The organism is Vicinamibacteria bacterium (genome assembly GCA_035570235.1).
Lineage (GTDB): Bacteria > Acidobacteriota > Vicinamibacteria > Fen-336 > Fen-336 > DATMML01.
The window spans coordinates 40866-61353 of the sequence record DATMML010000052.1 but is presented as its reverse complement, the minus strand read 5'-3'; the positions used below and the strand labels follow the sequence as shown (position 1 = coordinate 61353).

The window sequence follows — 20488 nt, the reverse complement described above, 5'->3', positions numbered from 1 at the left end:
GCCGTGCTCCCCCCGCGCTTGGCCGTGCTCCTGGCCCCTGGCCTCCTGGCGGCGGCGGAAGCAGCGGGGGGTGGGGCAACCTTCGATCAAGAGGTGCTGCGCGACATCCCCTCGAGCGGCAGCCCCTGGTCCCTCCTCGAGACCGTGGAGGCCACCGCCATCCTGGACCGCATCGAGAACGGCGGCCTCTACGTGGGCGAGGCGGGCCTTCTGGGCGTTCATGGCAGTTCCTGGACGCAGGTCACCTATCGCCTGGGCAACTTGGACATCACCGACCCCGGCCGGACGGGCACGCCCCTCCTCCAGCCCGAGCTCTTCGCCCTCCAGAAGGTCAGCCTCGACTCCTTCCTGATGCCGGTGGAGGAGGCCGGCCCGGGCGCGACCCTGAGCCTCGTGCCCCGCCGGCCGGGGACCTCATGGCACGGGACGCTCTCCGCGGATGCCGTGCCCGTTGCCTGGCAAGCCTCCCCCTCGAGCACGGCGCCCCCCGTCGCCCGCTACGACTCCTTTCGCGGCGCCCAGCTCCTCCTGGAGGGACCCCTCGCCAAGGACCGGCTCGGCCTGCTCCTGTCGGGATCCCTCGTCCGCGCGGGGCGCCTCGAGGGGTCGGACCCCACCCCCCTCGGGGGCCGGTTGAGTTCGCTCCTGACGCATCTGGTCTGGACGCCCACCCCGCGCGACGAGGTGCGCTTTCTGGGCGCCGGGCAAGGCGTCGAGCATCCCTACGCGGGGCGGGCCCGGTTCGGGGGCGACGCCGCACAGAACGACCGGTTCCTGATGCTGCAATCGACCTGGGAGCGGACGACGGGGACGCGCTGGTCGCTGACCGGCGGCTACGTGCAGGGCCGCTTCGAGCCCCAGACGCCGGGGCCGCCGCCGACGGCGGTCGTGGAGCGCTTGCAGGTGGGGCCGGTGGAGCAGCTCTTCGACGGCAAGAGCACGCGCGAGCGCGCGCAAGTGGAGGCTCGCCTCGAGCCCCCGCCGCGCCGTTTCGCGGGTGGTGGGCACGCCCTGCGCTTCGGCGTTTCTGGGACCCGATCGACCGCGTCGACGCGACCGGGGAGCCCCCCGGGTCTCGTCGCGGAGACGGTTGACGGCCTGCCCGCCCGGGTCTGGGACTACGGGTGGGCGGGGCCCGAGTCGCGCTGGCGGGCCACGGACCTTGCCGCCTATGCCGCGGACAGCATGACCTTTGGCCGGCTGGGTGTGGAAGCCGGCCTCCGCTTCGAGTCCACCCGGGGCGCGGCGGAGGGGAGCTCCGGCCGCATCACCGGGCAGGGGCTCGTACCCCGGGTTTCCGCCCGTTGGCGCGTGCGGGAGGACGGCGGACTGTCCTTTTTCACCGGCTACGGCCGCTACCGCCACCGCCTGTCGCTCGACCTCCTCGCCTACGGCGACCCCGCCGCCCCCCAGGGGCTCGTCTACCGCTGGCAGGACACGAGCGGCAACCACGCCCTCGACCCCGGCGAGATCGGTCCTCTCATCGCCCGCGTGGGGCCGGGAGGCGCCCTGGGCTCCATCGACCCCGGCCTGAAGGTACCCCACACCGACGAGTGGGTCGTCGGCCTCGAGGCGCGCCTCGGCCCGTCCTGGACGACGCGGGTCCTCGGCATCCACCGTCGCGATCACGATCTCCTGGCCTCGGTGAACGTCGGGGCCCCCCCCGCCGCCTACGACGTCTTCACGGTGCCCGATCCCGGCGGCGACATCCTCGGTCCCCCCAGCCAGCTGCTCCCGATCTACAACCGTCGACCCCAGAGCTTCGGCCAGGACCGCTATGAGCTCACCAACGCCCCGGGCGAAAGCGCGCTCCATGAGGGGGTGGAGATCGCGCTCGAGGGGAAGGCGGGGGAAAGGCTGTACCTTCGGCTCGGGGCCACGGCCTACAAATCGGCGGGCCCCGGCGACAACCGCGGCTTCCGCGCCTCCGAAAATGACCCCGGCCTGGTCGGGGAGCTCGGGGAGACCCCGAACGCTCTGACCTACTCCCAAGGCCGGCTCTTCTTCGACCGCGCCTACACCCTCAAGATCGCCGGGGTGTACCACGCCCCCGGCGACGTGCGCCTTGGCGTCGCGGCCCGCTACCAGGACGGGCAACCCTTCGCCCGCGTGGTCGTCTCCCCCGCCCTCAACCAGGGGCCGGAGGCGGTGCAGGCCATCCCCAACGGCCGCTCCCGCTTCACCTACACCCTCACCCTCGACGCGCGGGTGGAGAAGGGCTTCGCCATCGGGCGCTTTCGCACCGCGGCGGTGCTGGAGGCCTTCAACCTCCTCGACACCGCGAACGAGGTGGAGGAGGATGTGGCCACCGGACCCTCCTTCCGCCGGCCCACGGCCATCGAGCCCCCGCGCGCGTTCCGCCTCGGCCTGCGGCTCGAGTTCTAGGAAGCGGGCAGAGTCATGGCCACGACGAGCCAAGACGGCATGCCTCCCCGCCCCATCCTGACCGCGCATCTCTTCCCGACCATCGAGGCTCGGCTGATCGAGCTCCTTCGCGGGCTCACCCCGGAGGACTGGGAGAAGCAGACGATCTCCCCGAAGTGGAAAGTCAAGGATGTCACGGCCCACCTCCTGGACACCCAACTGCGCAAGCTCGCGATCGTCCGCGACGGCGGCGCGCCCGAGCCGGCAGAGATCCGCTCTCCCTCCGATCTCGTTGCGCTCGTCAACCGGCTCAACGAGGAGGGGGTGCGGTGCTATCGCCGCCTCAGCCCATCTCTTCTCATCTCCATGATGGAAATGGCCTCGCGCCAGAGCGCGGAGTTTCACCAGTCGCTGGACCCTCAAGCGCCCGCACGATTTGCCGTGAGTTGGGCGGGCGAGGAGGCTTCGCCCAATTGGTTCGACACCGCCCGCGAGTTCACCGAACGATGGCATCATCAGCAACAGATCCGGTTGGCGGTGGATCGGCCGGGAATCATGACCCCCGAGCTCTATCACCCGGTGCTGGAGTGCTTCATGCGCGGACTGCCCCATGCCTACCGCGATGTGGTCCGCAATCAAGGAGCATGGCTGCGGTTCGACATCGCCGGAGAGTGCGGGGGAACCTGGTTTCTCCATCGGGAGGGCAATTCGTGGCGGCTCGGGGATCGGGCATCCGGCCCCCCAACATCAGGGGTCACGATTCCGCAGGAGATCGCGTGGCGCATCTTCACCAAGGGAATCACCCGGGAGGCGGCCGTGGCCCACGTTCGAGTCGATGGAGACCAGGACCTGGGAATTCACGTGCTGGGGATGACGACCATTGTCGGGTAGGCGTGCTCGCCGGCGATGCCATGTTCAAGGCTTCCTAACCGTTCCTTTGAATCCGATTCCCCGCACCAGAGATATCGAGGGAGGTGCCGGATGGACGATCAGGTCTTGCGGCTCGCGCTTCTACAGCTCCTGACCGGCGGTCATGCCCACGTCACGGTCGAGAAAGCCTTGGCCGGGCTCGAGCCCGAGCTGCGGGCCCGGAGGCCAAAAGCCGAGATCCACTCCGTCTGGGAGGAATTTGAGCACATACGGATCGCGCAGGAGGACATCTTGCGCTACGCGCTCGATCCGGCCTGGACGTCTCCAGAATGGCCGCAGGGATATTGGCCGACGCGCGCGGAGCCAACCGAGGCCATGTGGTCCTCGTCGGTCTCGCGTTTCCGTGCCGACCTGGAGGAGCTGGGTGGCCTCATCCGCGATCCGCAACGCGACCTGACCGCCAAGATTCCCCACGGGGAGGGGCGCACCCTCCTGCGCCAGATCCTGCTTGCGGCCGATCACAACGCCTACCATCTGGGTCAGATCGTCCAGGCCCGGAGGCTGCTGGGCTCGTGGTCGGGGTCGTAGCTCCGTCCGCGTCCGGCCGTGGCCGCTGCTCCGCGTGGAAGACTGCGGGGGCCCGGGGGGGTTGGTCGAGAGAGGACCGATTTTGTTGCGCGGGGGGAAACGAATTGCGGATTCGAGCCATCGTCTTGAACGTGCCGGTCTTGGCCACGATGTCAGGGCTGGCGGGAGCTCCTTCCGGGGCGGCGCGGCAACAGAGCCTTCCGGCCGCCGATGCGGCCTCTACCGCTCAAGGCGCCGAAGCGCGATTTCCCGTGGCGCACGTCCATTTCGGCGGGGTGTGCAAAGGATACCTCTACATCGGCCCCAGCCGCGTGCGCTACGACGTCGTACGGCCGGACAAGAACAAGAGCCATTCCTTTCAAGTTGCGCGCTCCGAGATCACCGGAGTCCAGCAATGGATCCTGGTGAACCAACCGCAGAACATCACCGAGTTCAGAACGTCGCGGGCTATTTATCATTTTTGGCTGCTCTCGAACGATGCCGATGTCGATTCTGGAGGCCTGTTGAATACCAATGCCGCAGCGCCGGCGACAACGCTGATTGCGGCGTTAGGCGGTCCGGTGGGCGGACAAAACGAGCCGCCCGGGTCATTGGCAGCGCAAGCATCCCCTGGTCCATCGGGGCAGGTAGTGACGGGTGAAACCGGCGCGCCGCCAAGATCGGGGGCAGCGGGCGCGACCTCGAGCGAAACGACTCGCCCCTTGCCCGCAGGAGCGCTGGACGGAATCTACGTAGGGTTCGACATTCCGAACCGGAAGGTCCGGCGCCTGAATTTCAATCCGGACGGCTGGGTGGTTAAGGACATTCCTGAGGAAGGCATGATTGGCTTTGATTTCACCGCCTATCGCAACGCCCGCAGTACGAACAAGAACTGGGTCGGCCGCTACCAGGCCGACGGAGACAAGATCATTATCGACTGGCAGGATTTTCGGGGGCCAGGATACCCGCCGAACCGTGAGGTCGCGGCGCGCAACGAGGTCTCTGCGCATCCCACCTCCCCCGTGGGTACGGACACTTTCATCCCTATGTGCCGTTGTACCGGAAAGAGATTCTCTGGCACGTACATTTGGGGTCTGCCTGTGGCCGGACAATACTTGCAGTTTTTCCCGGACGGCACGTTCATTGACCACGGCGTGACCGATCAATTGATCGTGCCGAGTCGCTTCTATGAGCATCCGCGCATGCAGCGAGGTACGTATTCCATCCAAAGCCAGACAATGATCTTCACGTTTCCTGACGGCCGCCGCGCCACGCGAACGTTCATGGCTCCAAAAGCGCAAGCGAACGATCCGGCGTTTGACTGGATCGGTCTGGGTTGGAAGCAGCTTTACGAACAGAGCTACGAGAAGCGGCTGAGGCAGTGACAGAGGTGCGCGCCGCGATCGCGAGACGCCGCCCAGAGGTGGCCATCCCACATCGGGGCAGGTCAGGGACTCGAGGTCTTAGTGCCAGCCCATGCGGTCGCGCAGAGAGGTCACGTGGGCGACGTGATGCCGGCCGTGCCAAGCGTAGAGGGCGAGCGTGCGCTCCAAGGTCATGAGCCCCAGCTCGGGATGGCGGAAGCTGCGCTTCCAGTCGGAGGGAGCGAGCGAGCGCAGAAGCCGCGTCCAGCGCCGGTGGAGCGCGTCGAGCAGGTCCAGCGATAGCTCAAGGGGGGCGGACCGCGCATCGGAGAGCTCCGCCCAGCGGTCTTCCTGGTACGGCTTGATGGTGGGCTCGTCCTCGGTCAGAGCCAGCCGAAAGCGCACGTAGGCGTTGAGGTGGCTGTCCGGCACGTGGTGGACCACCTGACGCACTGTCCAGCCCCCCGGGCGGTAAGAGGTCTCGAGTTGCTCGTGCCCCAGCCCGTGCACGGCCTCGCGGAATCGGGCCGGGACCGCCTCGATCTGCTCGATGAGGGCGACGCGCTCCGCCTCCGTGGTCGTGGCGGGGGCCCGGAAGTCACCGATGGGAAACCGCAGATCGTCTGTCACGTCGCTCCTCCCAGTCCTCCACCCCGACCACGGCGCAGAAGAGAAATTGTAGCCCCGCTGTCGCCGCCCGTATAATCCGCCCGAACCGCCCCGTCCCTCGGGCCGCACGCACCCGCCCGCGAAGGAAGCTCATGCCCAGGAAGGCGACGTCCACCGTCTCTCTGGCCCTCTTCCTGGCTGCCACCGGCGCGTGTTCGAGGCCGTCTGTCCCCGGGCTCAGCGACCAGGAAATCGTCCTCGGGATGACGGCCCCCCTTTCCGGGCCCGCCGCCGCCTGGGGCACCGTCTCGCGGGGCGCCCAGGCTTGGGCCGCGCACGTGAACGCCGGGGGCGGGATCCACGGTCGTCGGATCCGGGTGGTGGTGAAAGATGACGGATATCTTCCCGGTCGGGCGGTGGCCAACTTGACCGAGATGAATGACTCCGCCTTCGCCGTCGTCGGCCTGACGGGCACGGCGGTGCTGAATGCGACCAAAGACGTCGTGGCCGAGGCCGGCATACCGGTGGTCTTCCCTTTCGGCAACCCTCGAGTGTGGGCGAGGCAGCCCCCGGCCAAGCTCGAGCGGGTGTTCGCGGTGTATCCCGACTACGAGAGCGAGGGGGCGTTCCTGGGCGAGCAGGCGGCAACCCGGGGGGGGGCGCGCAAGATCGCGGTCTTCTACCAGAACGACGAGTACGGCAAGGACGGCCTCGTGGGGGTGCGGCGCGGCTTGCAAATGGTGGGGGCTTCTCTGGTGGCGGAGGTGCCCTACGAGCTGCAGGACCGCGAGATGAGCATCCATGCCCTGAAGATGAAGGACGCGGGGGCCGACGCGGTCGTCCTCTTCTCAACCACCACCCACGGTGCGAGCCTGGTGAAGGAGATGGCCAAGGCCGGCTATCGACCCCTCGTCTTTGCGTCCTTTCCCCTGGGCGATCGCCAAGTCATGTTCCGCCTCTTGGGCGAGTTGTGGGAAGGCGCCTACTTTGACGTCACCGCGTCCGTGGTGGGCGAGCCGGAGGCGGACCGCGTGCTTGAGGTGCTCCTCCAAGAGGACCCCACGCTCAAGGGGCGGGAGGGCTTCGCCCTGAACGGGGCCACGGCCATGAGCCTGGCCGTGGAGGGACTGCGGCGGGGAGGCCGGGAACTGACCCGCGAGTCGTTCGTGGCCGGGCTGGAAGGGGTTCGGGGCTGGACCCCGGAAGGCCTGAGCGCACCCATCACCTTCGGGCCCGGCCGGCGTCACGGCCTCAACTGCGTGCGCCTCCTGCGCGCGGGCCCCGCCGCCGAGGAATCTTTCACCGTGGTCACGCCCTACCAGAGCTTCACCCCCCTTTTCTAGATGAGCCTCCTCCGGGTCCGCGACCTGCGGCTGAGCTTCGGCGGTCTCCACGCCCTGGCGGGGGTGAGCCTGGACCTGGGGGAGGGGGAGGCGCTCGCGCTCATCGGCCCCAACGGCTCCGGCAAGACCTCCCTCTTCAACTGCATCACCGGGCTCTACCGCGCCAACTCGGGGACCCTCGAGTTCGCGGGGGAGAGCCTGCTCGGGGTCCTCCCCCACGCCGTGGTCGGGCTGGGCATCGCCCGCACGTTTCAGAACTCGCGCCTCTTTCCGAGCCTCTCCGTGCTCGACAACCTCATGCTCGGGCGCCACCGGCACTTCAAGCGCCGCCTCCTGGACGCGCTCCTGCGCCGCCGCCAGGAGGAGCGCCGCCAACGCCGCCGGTGCGAGGAGATCCTCGAGTTCCTGGGCCTTCAGGCCTGGCGCAACCACCGCGCCTCGGACTGCCCCTACGGGGTGCAGAAGCGGGTCGAACTCGGGCGGGCCCTCGCCACCGAGCCCCGGCTCCTCCTCCTCGACGAGCCGTTCTCGGGCTTGAACGCGGAGGAGAAGGAGGAGGTCTCGCGGTGTGTCCGCGAGGTGGGGGGCCGGCTCGGACTCGCCACCCTCCTCGTGGAGCACGATCTGCCCGTGGCCTCGCGTCTGGCTGGACGCATGATCGCCCTTGACCGGGGGGTCAAGATCGCGGAGGGGACGCCCGCGGACGTGCGGCGGCACCCCGAGGTGGCGCGGGCCTACCTGGGAGAGGGATGAGCTCGACGCCCCTGCTCAGAATCCGCGACCTGGAGACGCTCTACTTCGAGCGTCTGGCCGCCCTCTCCGGGGTCTCCTTGGAGCTGGACCGGGGGGAGATCGTGGCCGTGCTGGGGCCGAACGGCGCCGGAAAGACGACGCTCCTGCGCACTGTGGCGGGTCTTCTTAGAGACCAGCCCCACAAAGGCACGATCGAGTTCGCGGGCGAGAGGATCGAGCGCCGAACGCCGGAGGAGATCGCGCGCCTGGGCATCGCCTTCGTTCCCGAGGACCGGGGCCTCTTCCGCGAGCTGAGCGTGGCCGACAACCTGGATCTGGGGCTCTGGGGCCGGAGGGGCAGCAAGGCCTCCGCGGACCTGGACTTCGTCTTTCGTTTGTTCCCGGCCCTGAAGGAGAGCGCCCGCCAGCAGGCCGAGGCCCTGTCCGGTGGGCAGCAGCAGATGGTGGCCCTGGGCCGTGCCCTCCTCCGCCGTCCCCGCCTGCTGCTCCTCGACGAGCCTTCGCTCAACCTCGCCCACCCCGCCGCGGAGGCCTTGTTCGCGGCCCTGGGCGAGATCGGCCAGGGGGGAACGGCCATCCTGCTCGTCGAGCAGAACGCCCGCCTGGCCCTGAAGATCGCCCGGCGGGCGGCCATCCTTGAGGGGGGCCGGATCGCCCTCGAAGGAACGCCTCTGGACCTCGCGGCCAAGGGCGACGTGCGCACCGCCTATCTGGGGCTAGCCGACTCCCCTCAAGAGCCGGTGGCTCTGCCCCGAGCGGAGCCCAAGGGGACCGCGCGGGCGATTCTTGACCCCGGAACCCCCAATCCCGTCGACAGCCCCGGCCAGGACTTGCGCTTTGCCCCCACGCGCTCGGCACGGCTGGGGCTCGGCCTCCTGCTCGGGGCCCTCCTCGCCCTGCCCCTGCTCGGCCCCGACTCCTGGACCGTGCGGGCCACTATCATCTGGCTGACCGCCATCGGGGTCCTGGGCCAGGGTCTCCTCATCGGCCAGTGCGGCCTGGTCTCCTTCGGCCAAGCAGGCTTCCTGGCCATCGGGGCCTACACCTTCGGACATCTGAGCCGGGCCGGAGTGCCTTTCCTGGCCGCGCTTGCCGGTGCGGGTCTGCTCGCGGCGCTGGCCGGAGCCGCCCTGGGGTTCCCCTCCCTCCGTCTGAAGGGTCCCTACCTGGCCATCGCTACCCTGGGTTTCGGGATCGCTGTCTATCAAATCCTGGCCGCCTCCCCCCTTCTTTCCGGGGGGCGCCAAGGGCTGAGCGTGCCCCGCCTGCCCTCCCTCCTCGGCCTCTCGCGCGGCCACTCCGCCTATTACGTGGACTTGGCCCTGCTCCTGGTCTTCCTGGCCGCCACCTACAACATCGTCTCCTCGTACCTGGGCCGGGTCTTCGCCGCCATCCGCGACAGCGAGGTGGCCGCGGTCGCCATCGGCATCGACCTCGTCCGCTACAAGCTTCTGGCCTTCGCGATCTCGTCGTTCTATACGGGGGTGGCGGGGGCTCTCTACGCTCAGTTCCTGGGCCACCTGGAGCCGCAGAGCTTCACGATCACAGAGTCGCTCAACCTCTTCGTGGCCGTGGTGGTGGGCGGCCTGACGTTCGTGGAGGGATCGGTCCTGGGCGCGGCCTTCGTCGTGCTCTTGCCCAGCCTCTTCGGGGGGGCGGGCTGGCTTGTCCCCCTGACATTCGGGCTCTCCCTGCTCGCCGTGATGCTCTTCGAGCCCCTGGGCCTGGCCGGCCGCGGCCGGAAGCTCGCCCTCTACTTCAAGGCCCGGCCCCTCCGCTGAAGCTCATGGACCGCCTCCTCCAGTTCCTGATCGCCGGCCTCTCCCTCGGGAGCCTCTACGCCCTCGTGGCCCTCGGTCTCGTCCTCATCTACCGCGGCACGCGGGTGCTGAATTTCGCCCATGGAGAGGTCGCGACCCTGGGCACGTTCGTGACCTTCAGCCTGGCCCGGAGCGGGCACGCCTTCGCGGTCGCGGCGGCAGGCGGCCTCTTGACCTCGGCGCTCGTGGCCGTCGCCTTCTACCTGGGCGTCCTCGTCCCCGCCCAGCGCCGGGGGGCAACCCTGTTCTCGCAGCTGATCCTCACCCTCGCCCTCTCCCAGATCATCCACGGGCTCGTCCTGTACCGGTGGCCGGCCGAGCCCGAGCGGTTCCCGTTTCCCCTCTCCGACCGCGCGACCGTTGCCCTCGGGCCCATCTTGGTGAGCCCCCTCTCCCTGGCTGCCCTCCTCACCGGGCTTCTCGGGGCCCTCCTCCTGTTCCTGGCCGTCCAAAAGACACGCCTCGGACTCGCCCTCCGCGCCCTCTCCGAGAACCTGCCCGCGGCCCAGACGCTGGGCCTGCCCGTCCGAAGGGTACTGGCCCTGACCTGGGGTCTGGCCTCGGCCCTGGCCGCGGTAGCGGGCCTCTTCCTGGCCGCCCAGGTCTTCCTGGATCCCTTCTTCATGCTGGACCCGTTCCTGAAGGGATTCGCGGCCGCGACCCTGGGCGGCCTCAACAGCCTGCCCGGCGCCCTGGCGGGAGGGCTCCTCCTGGGCGTGGCCGAGAGCCTGACCGGAGCCTACCTGTCCATCGAGTTCAAGAACTCGCTCGCCTTCCTCGTCATCCTGGTGGTCCTGCTGGTCCGGCCGGAAGGCCTTCTGGGCCGCGAGTTCAGGGAACGGGTGTAGGCTCGCTTCCCATGCGAGCGCACCGCGCCTGGAAGCGGGATCTGCTCTTGGCGGGCCTGCTCGCCGCCGGCCTCGCCCTCGTCTGGTGCCTCGCCTACGGCCGCACGAACCGCGTGGCCTGGACCACCCCCGTGAGCTATCAGGGCGACGGTTGGTTCGTCCTCGCCACCTTGAAGGCCGCCCGAGACGGCCACGTGGTGCCCTTCGTCCCTATCACCGTCCCCGAGCTGAACGCGCCCTTCGGCGCGAACTGGAACGATTTCCTGAGACAGCACAAGCTCCAACTCTGGCTCGCGGGCGTGCTCGCCCGCGGCCTCGGCCTCTTCGCGGCCGCAAACCTCGTCCTCCTTCTCGCCCACGTGCTGGCGGGCTGCTCCTTTTACGGCGTGGCCCGCTACTTCAGGGCCCGGCCGGAGTGGGCCCTGGCGGGGGGGGCGGTGTTCGCCTTCTCGCCCTTCCTCTTCTACCGCGGGCTCGACCACCTCACCCTGAGCTACTGCTGGCCCATCCCCCTCGCGATCCTCGTCGTGAGCTGGGGCTTTAGCCCGCGGGGGATCCCCGTCCCCTCCCCGCGGTTCTGGATCGGCCTCCTCGTGGTGGTGGTGGCCGGGCTCCACAACATCTACTACGCGGGCCTCCTCGCCCAGTTTCTCGCCCTCGCCGGCCTGGCCCCCTTCCTGCGCGGAGGGAAACGGAGACTCGCCCTCGGCCCCTGGCTGCTCCTCCTCGCGCTCGGGGGGGCCGTCCTTCTCGACAACGCCAATATGCTCGCCTACCGGGCCGCCCACGGCCCAGGCCTCCCGAACCTGCTCCGGCCCTACGGGAACCTGGAGCGCTATGCCTTGAAGCCCATCGAGCTCCTGCTGCCCGCGCCCGGATGGGGCCTTCTCCCCAACCCCCTCGCCGCCGGCTACGCGCAGGGAGCCCTCTACCGGGGCGAGATGGGCTCGGCCTACCTGGGCCTGGCCGGCCTGCTCGGGCTTCTCGGGATGTGCGTCTCCGCCTTCCGCGGTCACCTCCAACGGAGGAGGGGCGCGGTGCCCCCGGCCCTCCTCGCCCTGGCCTGGATCCTCGCCTACTCCGTTGTCGGTGGCATGAACGGCCTTTTGGGCACCCTCGGCTTCGTCTGGTTCCGGGCTACCAGCCGCTACAGCATCTGGATCCTGGCCCTCGTCCTCCTGTGGTCGGTGGGCCGTCTTTCGCGAGCGCCCTTCGCGCGCCGGCGGGGCTGGAGCGTACTCGCGGCCGCGCTGGCCACGGGCGTGGCCCTTCTCGATCAGCGCCCCCCGGGGAGCCCGGCCGCACAGGTGGCGGAGGCTCGCCGGACGATCGACTCGGACCGGGCCTTCGTGCGGTCCCTGGAGGCCGCGCTGCCCGCGGGAGCCATGCTCTTCATGCTCCCCGTCGTGGACTATCCGGAGGGGGCCCGCGTCCGCAAGGCCGTCGACTACGAGCACCTCCGCCCCTATCTCTTTGCCGACCGCCTCCGCTTCAGCTACGGCTCCGACAAAGGGCGGCCGCGGGAGGAGTGGCAGCGCCGCGTGGAGGAGCTCCCGCCGGAGCATATGGCCAGCGAGCTGGAGGGCTTCGGCTTCGCGGGACTGATCCTGAACCGCAAGGCCTACGAGGACGGGGGGGAAGGACTGCGCCTGGCCCTGGCGGCGGGCGGACGGGAAGAGGGCTTTTTGAGCCCGGACCGCGATTTCCTCTTCGTGCGCCTGCAGCCCCAGGCGACGCCGAGTCTCCCCGAGGCCGGCGGAACCTCGCCCTAAGACCCTCCTCCGCGAGCGGGCCTTCCCCCCCACCGGCACGACCCGGCGAGAGACAGTTCCGGGCGTGCGATCCCTGGCCGGTTGGAGAGAGGCGCATCACACACCAGGTTCGACCTCCCCGAATGTCGTGGGGAAGGGACCGCCTCGTCACCTGGCTGTCACCCGGCCCAGAAAGACTCTCCCCACTCTGGGACGGACGGACCGTCGCCAGGGCATCTCGCACAAACCGGAAAGGATGATTCCATGAACAAGGTCCCATTCCCCGCCGCGGCCCTCGTTCCCCTGATTCTCATGGCTCCCGCATCCTGGGCCCAGCAGGACCACGTGCGCTGGACGCGGAACGGAGCCCCGACGGAAACCTATGTGAGCGGCGGCCCCTGGACGCTCGAACAGTCCGGCGCCGCCGTGGGATTGAAGTCCGCAGGCTATTGCGATGCGAACGGCAAGCAGATCCCCAACCCCGCGATCGAGCGCATGCAGCCCTACTACTTCCCGTTCATCAACGGCCATGGCCGTCACCTGCAGGGCTACTTTGACTACCGCCCAAAGGACACCAACGAGGCCGTCGTGGCCGCCTCTTCCGATGACGCGGGGATCACCTGGAACTTCCAGCAGGAGGTTCTCGAGCTTCGCCCCACGTGCCCCAACCAGCTCCAGAAGGACCCCGACGGAGACAAGGACAACAAGAACGACGGCAACAACGACGACAACGGCGACGATGACGGCCAGGGCCACCAGTTCATTCTCAAGATCGCCGGCCACACCTACCTCTACACTCTGGACCGCGCGGTCGGCCACATCGACGTCGACGACTTGTACATCCACGAACTGACGCCGCAGCCGGGCTTGCCCCTGAACGGCGCCCCCGCCGCCGACGACGGCCCCACCGACACCAACGATTTTCCCGAGATCGCGTTCCACACCCACGGCCTCATCAACCCGGATGGCATTCTGGGCGTGGTCCCCGGAACCTGGCCCGTGAAGATCATCTACGAACAGAAGATCCTCAACGGGGACATCACGGGGCCGACGGCGCTGCCCGCCTCCCAGCAGTGCAACACCTACTGGGCCCCCTATTACGCGAACAACCTTTTTGGAACGGGCGTGAACGACGACATCACCTACCTGCGCCTGGCCGAGACGACGGACGGCGTCCACTTCACGGATGACGGCCCCCTCCTGGGTTTGCACGATCCGACGGACGTCACCGCTTCCGGCACGCGCTGGCTGGCCACGGCGGGCACCGTCCTCAAGCTGGAGGGGGGCCGGTTCGGCCTGCTCTACTCAGGCGGGGGCTGCATCGACGGCGACTCCGACGCCTTCCGCTTCATTGGCTACGCCGAATCCACCGACCTTCTCAATTGGAAGGTGGTCAACGGCCCCAACAATCCGGTCCTCTCCACTATGCCTTATACCGTGACCGTGGATGCGAGCGGCCGGCCCGTCTTTGGCGGCGGCACCGGCACCAGCATCACCTTTCCGGCGACCACGCCGGTTGGCGGCCAAACGAGCGGCTTCTTGGCCGGCCGGGTCTATGCTCCGAGCGCCACTCTCTCGGGCCATCGTGACCTGACCGTCTTCTTCGCCGGCTATCACACCCCCAAACCCAAGAATGGCCTGGGCGACTACCGCACCATCGGGCGCATAAGCTTGCACGCGGATCAAGCCATCCTCGATGCCAGCACCAACGTCGGCCACAGCGAGGACGATGGAGATGGCGATCATCACGACGAAAACGGACGCTCCGGCGGCCGCTAAACGCCTTCACGAAGCCTAGGGTAAGGGCCGGAGGCGACTCCGGCCCTTACTTTTGCCGCCGCGCCTCCCAGGGCAAAGCGGACCGCGACGTGCTGTCGCCCGGGACCGAATCCTGGACTCCTAAGACCGCTTTCTAGGCTCGGTTCTCGGTGCCGGCAAGAAGACCGCCCGGGTGAACCCTTGGAGGGGCACATCGCGAGGGACGGCTGGCCAGGCGCGACGTGATTGCCACCCCGCGCCCCGAGCACCGGCAGAACGCGCAACGTTGACGCCTGCGATGGAGCGGAACCCCCGTCGTGGCCAGGGCAAGCTGCGTTCCCGGCGGCTCAACTCAGGGCAGGCCGCGCCTAAAGCCAAGAAGACTCTCACTCCGGGCCCGGGGCAACGCCCGTGAGCCCGGAGCAAGTCAGGTTCTTGAGGATCAGTTCACCGGCACGTAGCCCGGCCCGCCAAAGGTCATGCTGACCGTGTTCCCCGTGGTCGATTGGCGGATGAACCAAAGGCCGGTGGGCTGGTGGTAGACGGCAATGTCGGTCTGCCCATCCGCGTCGAAGTCCGCCGGCACCGGGGTGTAGGCCGACCCCCCGAAGCCAAGGGTAAGGACGGAGTTGGTCAGGGACTGCTTGATGAACCAGAGGCCGCTGGCATTGTTGAAGACCGCGATGTCGTTCTTGCCGTCGCCGTCGAAGTCCCCCCGCACCGGGGTGTAGCCCGTGCCCCCGAACCCGACCGTGGTCGTGGCCAGGGTCGACGAGTTCCGGATGAACCAAAGCCCCGTGGGCGGGTGATAGACGGCGATGTCCGTCTTGCCGTCGCCGTCGTAGTCGCCGGGAACCGGGATGTACCCCGTGCCCCCGTACCCCACCGTCACCACCGCCCCCGTCGACGAGTTCTTGATGAACCAGAGCCCGGTCGCATCGTGGAAGACCGCGAGGTCCGCCTTGCCGTCCCCGTCGAAATCGCCCCGCACCGGCGCGTAGCCCGAGCCCCCGAATCCCGTCACCGAGTCGGTCCCCGTCGAGGACGACCGGATGAACCACAGCCCCGTCGGCGGGTGGTAGACCGCAATGTCGGCTTTGCCGTCCCCGTCGTAGTCCGCAGGGACCGGGACATACCCCGCGCCGCCATAGCCGAGACTGGTCGTCGTCCCCGTGGAGGACTGCTTGATGAACCACAGCCCCGAGGACGACTGGAAGGCGGCGAGGTCGGTTTGGCGGTCACCGTCGAAATCGGCAAGCTTCAGCTCGGTGGGGACGCCGAAGCCGAGCTGGACGACCTCGAAGTCATTGGCGGTCAGGGCGCCGAAAGCGGGGTTGAGAACGCTGTTGTCCCAGCGGGTGTCGTAAGTCCCGCTCACGTACATGCTGGTACCGTTGTCGGCGACGATCAGGCCGTACTTCTTCATGGCCCGGAAGATCCTCTGCACCTCGGGCGTGAAGGAGGAGATGTCCTTGCCCGCCTTGAGGCGCAGCCGTGCCCCCATGGGAAGGGCGCCGCCCGTCGATCCCCCCGAGTGGGACGCGGGATAGACGTAGCCATTCGTGGTGAGCAACGTGACCCGGAAGGCGTGCCCGATCTCCGCCGCCCCGAAGGCCTCCTCGTAGCGGACGAGTCCCGGGAGCATGGCCAGCCCCGCGGCGTCCGCCGAGGTCCAGGTCTCGGGCCGCCGGTGGTTCTTGTTCAGGTCGAAGAAGGCCCCCGAGCCGGCCAGCCACTGCGCGGTGCCCGTGTCGTAGAAGACGTTGTAGAGCTCGTAGAGGTACTTGTTGTCGGCGTCCACGATCAGCAGGTGCCGGTCATCGGTACTGCGGATGTCTACATTGCCGGGATCACCCGCCTCGATCCAGTGGGGCTGCGTGATCGCCAGGTCCGGTATGGGGTAGAAGGGGAAGCTCAGGCCGCTGGAGTGGTCGACGCCGTCGCTCTCCCCCGGGGTCGCGAACGTAACTGCTTTCTTGGGTTGAGTGCCGCTCACCACCGCGTAGGGGAACCCGTAGATCTTAACGCTGCCCAGGGACACGTCTCCCCCGAAGTCCGGATGCCCGGGCGTGGAGCCGCCGATGAAGGTGATGAAGTTGGCCGAGTTCGGGTCCACGGGGGCAGCGCTGATGTCGAGGTTCCACCAGTTGTTGCCCGGCAACAGGGGAAGGGGCCCCGGCAAAGCTCCGCCCATCTGCACTAGGGCGTCCGTGTCGGTGGCGGTATTGTTCGCCTGGTTCGGGTCGAACACCGCGGACGGCGGCGTCACCGTCGCCGTGTTGCTGAGCGTGCCCGTGGCGGAAGGACTTATCGTACCCGTCAGGCTGTACGTCACCGACCCTCCCATGGGCAGGTTAACGCCCTGGAAGATGCTCCCCGACCCGCTCGCCGTGCACGTCGCCCCGCCCGCCGCCACACATGTCCAGGTCACGCCCGTGATCGTCCCCGGCACCGTGTCCGTCACCGTCGCGCCGTTCGCCGCGCTCGGTCCCGCATTCGAGGCCACGATCGTGTAGGTGATCTGCGTTCCCGGGACCGCGGACTCATGCCCGTCCGTCTTCGTGATCGAGAGGTCCGCCACGGGGGTAGGGGTAAGGCTGATGTCGTCGAACCATCCGGACGAGTTACCGGCCGAGAGTGTCGTGAACCGGAGCCTGAGCAACGCGAAGTGGGCCCCGCTGGGTGTCGTGATGCCCTGTAGAAAGTTCGAGGTCGCCCAGGTGTCGGCAGGAGTTGTGCTGCCTGTCAGCTGAAGGCTATCCACCGACCCTCCAGCGCTGGTGGTGCAGGCCGCATCCGTGAAGTAGGAAAAGAGCAGGGCAAGGTCAGGTACCACGGAGACCCCGCTGGGATAGCGACCGCTCCCGCTCACGTCGTAGACCGTAGAGCCGCTTACCGGAACGCACTGCTTGAGGGCAAGGAAGTCCGTGGTGGACGGGGACGTAAGGGTGACCTGGGCCGCACCAAGGGCGGCATTTCCAACCGTACCGTCCCAGCCTACGGTGTAGTTCCCACCAGGAATGATCGTCCAGTTGCTGAAGCCGCCGGTGAAGCCCGGGTTCTGAATGAGATTTTGGGCCTGAGCGTCGAGGACGCCAAGGAGAAGCAACGACAACGTCCCCAAGACCATCGTCGTTCTTCCGGTTCTCATTTCAGCTGCCTTTCTTCCCATCTTGAATGGGGGCGGAGGGATGGCGATTGTAGCACGTCCGGGCTTGCCAGATGGGTCCCCCTTCACCGCCGTCATCCTGGTTATCGCGAGGTGGTACGAGAGGTCAGAATGCTAGAGGGGGCTGGTTGCGAAGACGATCTGAGAGGCCGCAGCCGGAGCGAGCAGGTCTCGCGTGAGGGCCGGGTGTTCTTCCCACAGCCGGCTCTCCCGTCCCCCCGGCCGCGGCGGCTCAAGGCCTCAGTTGATGGGTCGGTGCCGGCCCACACCCTCGCTCTACGTACCGCCTCCTCCAACCAGGCGGCCGTACGGCGGGGTATGGCGATGCGGTCGTTGTGCCCATGAGATGATTGGTGGCGACGGAAGAGTCGACTGCTGTGGCTCGGGCTACCTTGGCTCAAGCCAGGGGCCCGTCGGAGGGAACGTTGATGCGCAGTGACACTCTGACCCTGGCGGGTTGGCTTTGCGTGCTGGCCTCGGCGGTTGGCGCGACGCAGCCCTCGCAATCAGTGCCACCCACAAAGCCCGCGTCCGCCAGACCAGGACCTCCCCTGGTATCGAAGGAGGGTTGGATTGTCGGCGAGATCCGGGCCTTCGTCGCACCCGGCAAGGCCGAGGGGGCAGGGATCACCGAAGAGTTGAACCGCCGGGGCTGGCTGGAGTGTGACGGCCGCTCTTACGACGTGAGCGCCTATCCCGTCCTGGCCACAGTGCTCGGCGAGGGTCCGGCCGGGAGCTCGGCCGCCAAGACCTTCCGCGTCCCCGAGCTCCGGGGCAACACACCCCCGGCGGGCGGCCAACCTCTGCGCCATTTCATTTATGCGGGCGTTCACGCCGTCAAAGCCGAAGGGGGCGCGGGTGCCACCAAGCCCGAAGTGGGTCTAACCCTGCCCCCGGGCTACAAGATGAACGTCGAGGTAAGGCTCGAGGGCAAGATCCTCAAGTCCGCGACCATCATCGACAAGGATGCCGTGGTCTCGCCGAAGAAGAGCGGGGCGAAGGTCGCGGCCTGGATCATCAACCCTCCCGGCTGCGGGCCGGAGTGTGCGGTCCCTCGGTCATTGGATGGAGATCGGGAGGCGGGCACGATCGGGATGCAGCCTTGCGCTGCACGGACCGCCTGTCAATGGACCCTCGAGAATACGGGGAGCGAGGCACGTCATTTTGTGTTCCGATTCGAACACGCCCCCGCCCCGGGGTCCAAGCTCGAGCCGCAAGCACTGGAATCCTCGGTCGTGCCTACCGGTCCCTGTGTGTTCGTGGCGTGGGCGATCGACCCCTGGAGCGAGTCAACCCCTGAGGGCGCCGAGCGCTCGACGTTTCTCGTAAACGTCCAGAACACCCAGGGGATCTGTGACACGGCAAGCGTGAAGTGGAACTGAAGGCGCACGTTGTCACGCCGAACCCAACCGTCTCTTTGACCCAGGCTTGGAGGTTCGGCTTCGGCCCTTCGCGCGCGGGGTCTCCTTCAGACTCACATCCTTCGCTTCTAGCGGGCAGGCTCCCGGACCTCGAGCTGACGCCGGATAGTTGTTTCGCTTCTCAGCCAGTCGTTCAATCTGCGTGGTAGGTGGCACGGGTCGGAACGCGTTAGTCGGTTTACTCTCCATCGTTCTGTCCTCGTGCGCGCCTAGAGGCGTGGTCAACGTTGTCCTCATCTCCCTCGACACGCTCCGGGCCGACCGCCTCAACTGCTACGGCTACCGGACGAGGATTGTGAGTCCGAACATCGATGCCCTTGCAAGGGATGGAGTGCTTTTCGAGACGCACATCGCCGCCGCACCTTGGACCACGCCCTCCCACATGAGTCTGTTTACGTCACTCGTTCCCACGAGCCATGGCGTCACGGCGTCTTTCGAAGGCATCAGCAAGGTCATGCACACAACGCAGCGGCCAGGCGACTACGAGAGACTCGCTTCGTCGAAGACGACGCTGGCCGAGGTGTTTGCCCGCGAGGGGTTCGCAACGGGCGCCTTCACTGGCGGGAAGGCCCTCGATCCGCGGATCGGCTTCGATCGAGGCTTTGCCGTTTACGAGACGTCCATGTTTCGGCTCAATACCAAGAATGTGGGGAGGATGTGCTCGTGGATCGATGGTCAGCAGGATCGCCCCTTTTTCCTGTTCTGGCACACCTACCAGGTCCACGGACCCTACTTGGAGACAACGTTCCTTGCCGACGTCCTTCCGCGCAAGAAAGCCGCCCACCTCGAGGCCGCGTACCAAAGGCTGCCCCCGGCCGAACAGCCGGAGTCGGCCAAACCCGTCCAAATCCTGAGAGATTTTGGCGCCTTCGACCCCGTCGCCTCCGATGCGCTGTACACCGGGGGAGTCCGGGCCGCGGATCGGTGGGTCGGAGAGTTTGTGGACAGTTTGAAAAAGAAGGGCCTCTACCATCAAACACTCATCGTTCTCACTAGTGACCATGGGGAACAGTTGGGCGAGAGGCCCCTCGACGCCGGCGATTGGTGCTATTCGAGCTGGTACGACTGCCATGGCCAAACGGTCTTCGACGAACTCATCCACGTCCCGCTCATCGTCAAGCTTCCGGGAGAGCGGCACGCTGGAGTCCGTGTGCCATCGGTCTCGAGCACCGTGGACGTGATGCCGACGATTCTCGATGTTGCCGCTGTACGCGGCCCCACGACCCAGATGCAGGGGGAGTCCTTGCGGTCGCGGTGGGAAGGCGGCGTACAGGGACCGCCGCGCTTCGCCTATAGCGAGTCCCTAGCAGGCCATGCCGAGGCAAAGAGTGTGCGCTCGGAACACCTCAAGTACATCGTGAGAATACCAGCGGGAACCGTCGCCCAAAGCGGCCGCGCCTTCATCCCATCGGCGCCCGACACGCGAGAACTCTACGACTTGGTGGCTGACCCGGGCGAGACCCACAACCTCCTGTTGCCGAACGCCGACCCTGCCCGGGAGCGTCTCGCCACCGTGCTGGACGCGGCACTGCGGCGCCAGACAGCCGGCCGCGTAGGCCAGGCTGAGCGCCAGACCCTCGACAAGGAGACGATTGACAGGCTGAGGTCCCTGGGCTACGTCCGTTAACGCTTCCGGATGTGGTCGGCCTCGCCACCTCCCCGCTCGGGTGCCATAAGGGGTCCTCCTCACCGAGCAGACGTGTGTCGCCGTCAGACCCCATCACTCCTCTCGAAGGGCGCGGTAGCCGCGCGCTGGCTCCGTGGCTCCGGGTAGCGATCCGTGGGATTCGACAACCGCCAGGTCGTCCCCTTGCCGTCGCCGTCGAAGTCGCCGCAACGGGGAACGACGCT

The 20488-nt window shown here is 67.7% G+C and carries 14 protein-coding genes; 12 read left to right on the top strand and 2 right to left on the bottom strand.

All coding sequences use genetic code 11. From position 1 onward, the window contains the following. Positions 1 to 3: 3 nt before the first annotated feature. From VN461_10060 to VN461_10045, 4 genes are all read left to right on the top strand, one after another. Complete coding sequence (locus tag VN461_10060) at positions 4 to 2385, top strand: TonB-dependent receptor (GenBank protein ID HXB55116.1); 2382 nt, start codon at positions 4 to 6, stop codon at positions 2383 to 2385. A 15-nt stretch (positions 2386 to 2400) separates the two neighbouring features. Continuing rightward, a complete protein-coding gene (locus VN461_10055) occupies positions 2401 to 3255 on the top strand; it encodes a maleylpyruvate isomerase N-terminal domain-containing protein (GenBank protein HXB55115.1) in 855 nt (284 codons plus the stop codon). 90 nt (positions 3256 to 3345) lie between these two features. Then, positions 3346 to 3822, top strand: a complete 477-nt coding sequence (locus VN461_10050) for a DinB family protein (protein HXB55114.1) — start codon at positions 3346 to 3348, stop codon at positions 3820 to 3822. A 125-nt stretch (positions 3823 to 3947) separates the two neighbouring features. Further along, the gene (locus VN461_10045) at positions 3948 to 5186 is read left to right on the top strand and encodes a hypothetical protein (GenBank protein ID HXB55113.1); all 1239 of its coding nucleotides are present in this window, start codon (positions 3948 to 3950) and stop codon (positions 5184 to 5186) included. A 78-nt stretch (positions 5187 to 5264) separates the two neighbouring features. On the opposite strand, the gene VN461_10040 is transcribed toward VN461_10045, so the two are convergent. Continuing rightward, positions 5265 to 5795 (bottom strand): putative metal-dependent hydrolase, encoded by a 531-nt coding sequence (locus VN461_10040; protein HXB55112.1) that lies wholly within the window; start codon positions 5793 to 5795, stop codon positions 5265 to 5267. 131 nt (positions 5796 to 5926) lie between these two features. Here VN461_10040 and VN461_10035 point away from each other — a divergent pair, with 131 nt between their 5' ends. The 6 genes from VN461_10035 (at position 5927) to VN461_10010 (ending at position 14068) form a co-directional block, all read left to right on the top strand. Next, positions 5927 to 7117 carry an ABC transporter substrate-binding protein gene (locus VN461_10035; protein ID HXB55111.1) on the top strand — a complete coding sequence of 397 codons (1191 nt, stop codon included), beginning with the start codon at positions 5927 to 5929 and terminating at the stop codon, positions 7115 to 7117. Beyond that, the gene (locus VN461_10030; GenBank protein ID HXB55110.1) at positions 7118 to 7870 is read left to right on the top strand and encodes an ABC transporter ATP-binding protein; all 753 of its coding nucleotides are present in this window, start codon (positions 7118 to 7120) and stop codon (positions 7868 to 7870) included. After that, positions 7867 to 9651: an ATP-binding cassette domain-containing protein gene (locus VN461_10025; protein ID HXB55109.1), complete on the top strand. Its 1785-nt coding sequence runs from the start codon at positions 7867 to 7869 to the stop codon at positions 9649 to 9651. The genes VN461_10030 and VN461_10025 overlap by 4 nt, the downstream gene beginning before the upstream one ends. A gap of 5 nt (positions 9652 to 9656) precedes the next feature. Continuing rightward, positions 9657 to 10538, top strand: coding sequence for a branched-chain amino acid ABC transporter permease (locus tag VN461_10020; protein HXB55108.1), 882 nt, complete (start codon positions 9657 to 9659; stop codon positions 10536 to 10538). An 11-nt stretch (positions 10539 to 10549) separates the two neighbouring features. Then, complete coding sequence (locus VN461_10015; GenBank protein HXB55107.1) at positions 10550 to 12310, top strand: hypothetical protein; 1761 nt, start codon at positions 10550 to 10552, stop codon at positions 12308 to 12310. Positions 12311 to 12553: 243 nt separating this feature from the next. After that, positions 12554 to 14068: a hypothetical protein gene (locus tag VN461_10010; GenBank protein ID HXB55106.1), complete on the top strand. Its 1515-nt coding sequence runs from the start codon at positions 12554 to 12556 to the stop codon at positions 14066 to 14068. A 421-nt stretch (positions 14069 to 14489) separates the two neighbouring features. Here VN461_10010 and VN461_10005 read toward each other — a convergent pair whose 3' ends face one another. Continuing rightward, positions 14490 to 17177: an FG-GAP-like repeat-containing protein gene (locus VN461_10005; protein ID HXB55105.1), complete on the bottom strand. Its 2688-nt coding sequence runs from the start codon at positions 17175 to 17177 to the stop codon at positions 14490 to 14492. A 467-nt stretch (positions 17178 to 17644) separates the two neighbouring features. Between VN461_10005 and VN461_10000 the strand changes: the two genes are divergently transcribed. Then, positions 17645 to 18598, top strand: a complete 954-nt coding sequence (locus tag VN461_10000; GenBank protein HXB55104.1) for a phage tail protein — start codon at positions 17645 to 17647, stop codon at positions 18596 to 18598. 256 nt (positions 18599 to 18854) lie between these two features. After that, the gene (locus VN461_09995; protein HXB55103.1) at positions 18855 to 20264 is read left to right on the top strand and encodes a sulfatase; all 1410 of its coding nucleotides are present in this window, start codon (positions 18855 to 18857) and stop codon (positions 20262 to 20264) included. Positions 20265 to 20488: the final 224 nt, after the last annotated feature.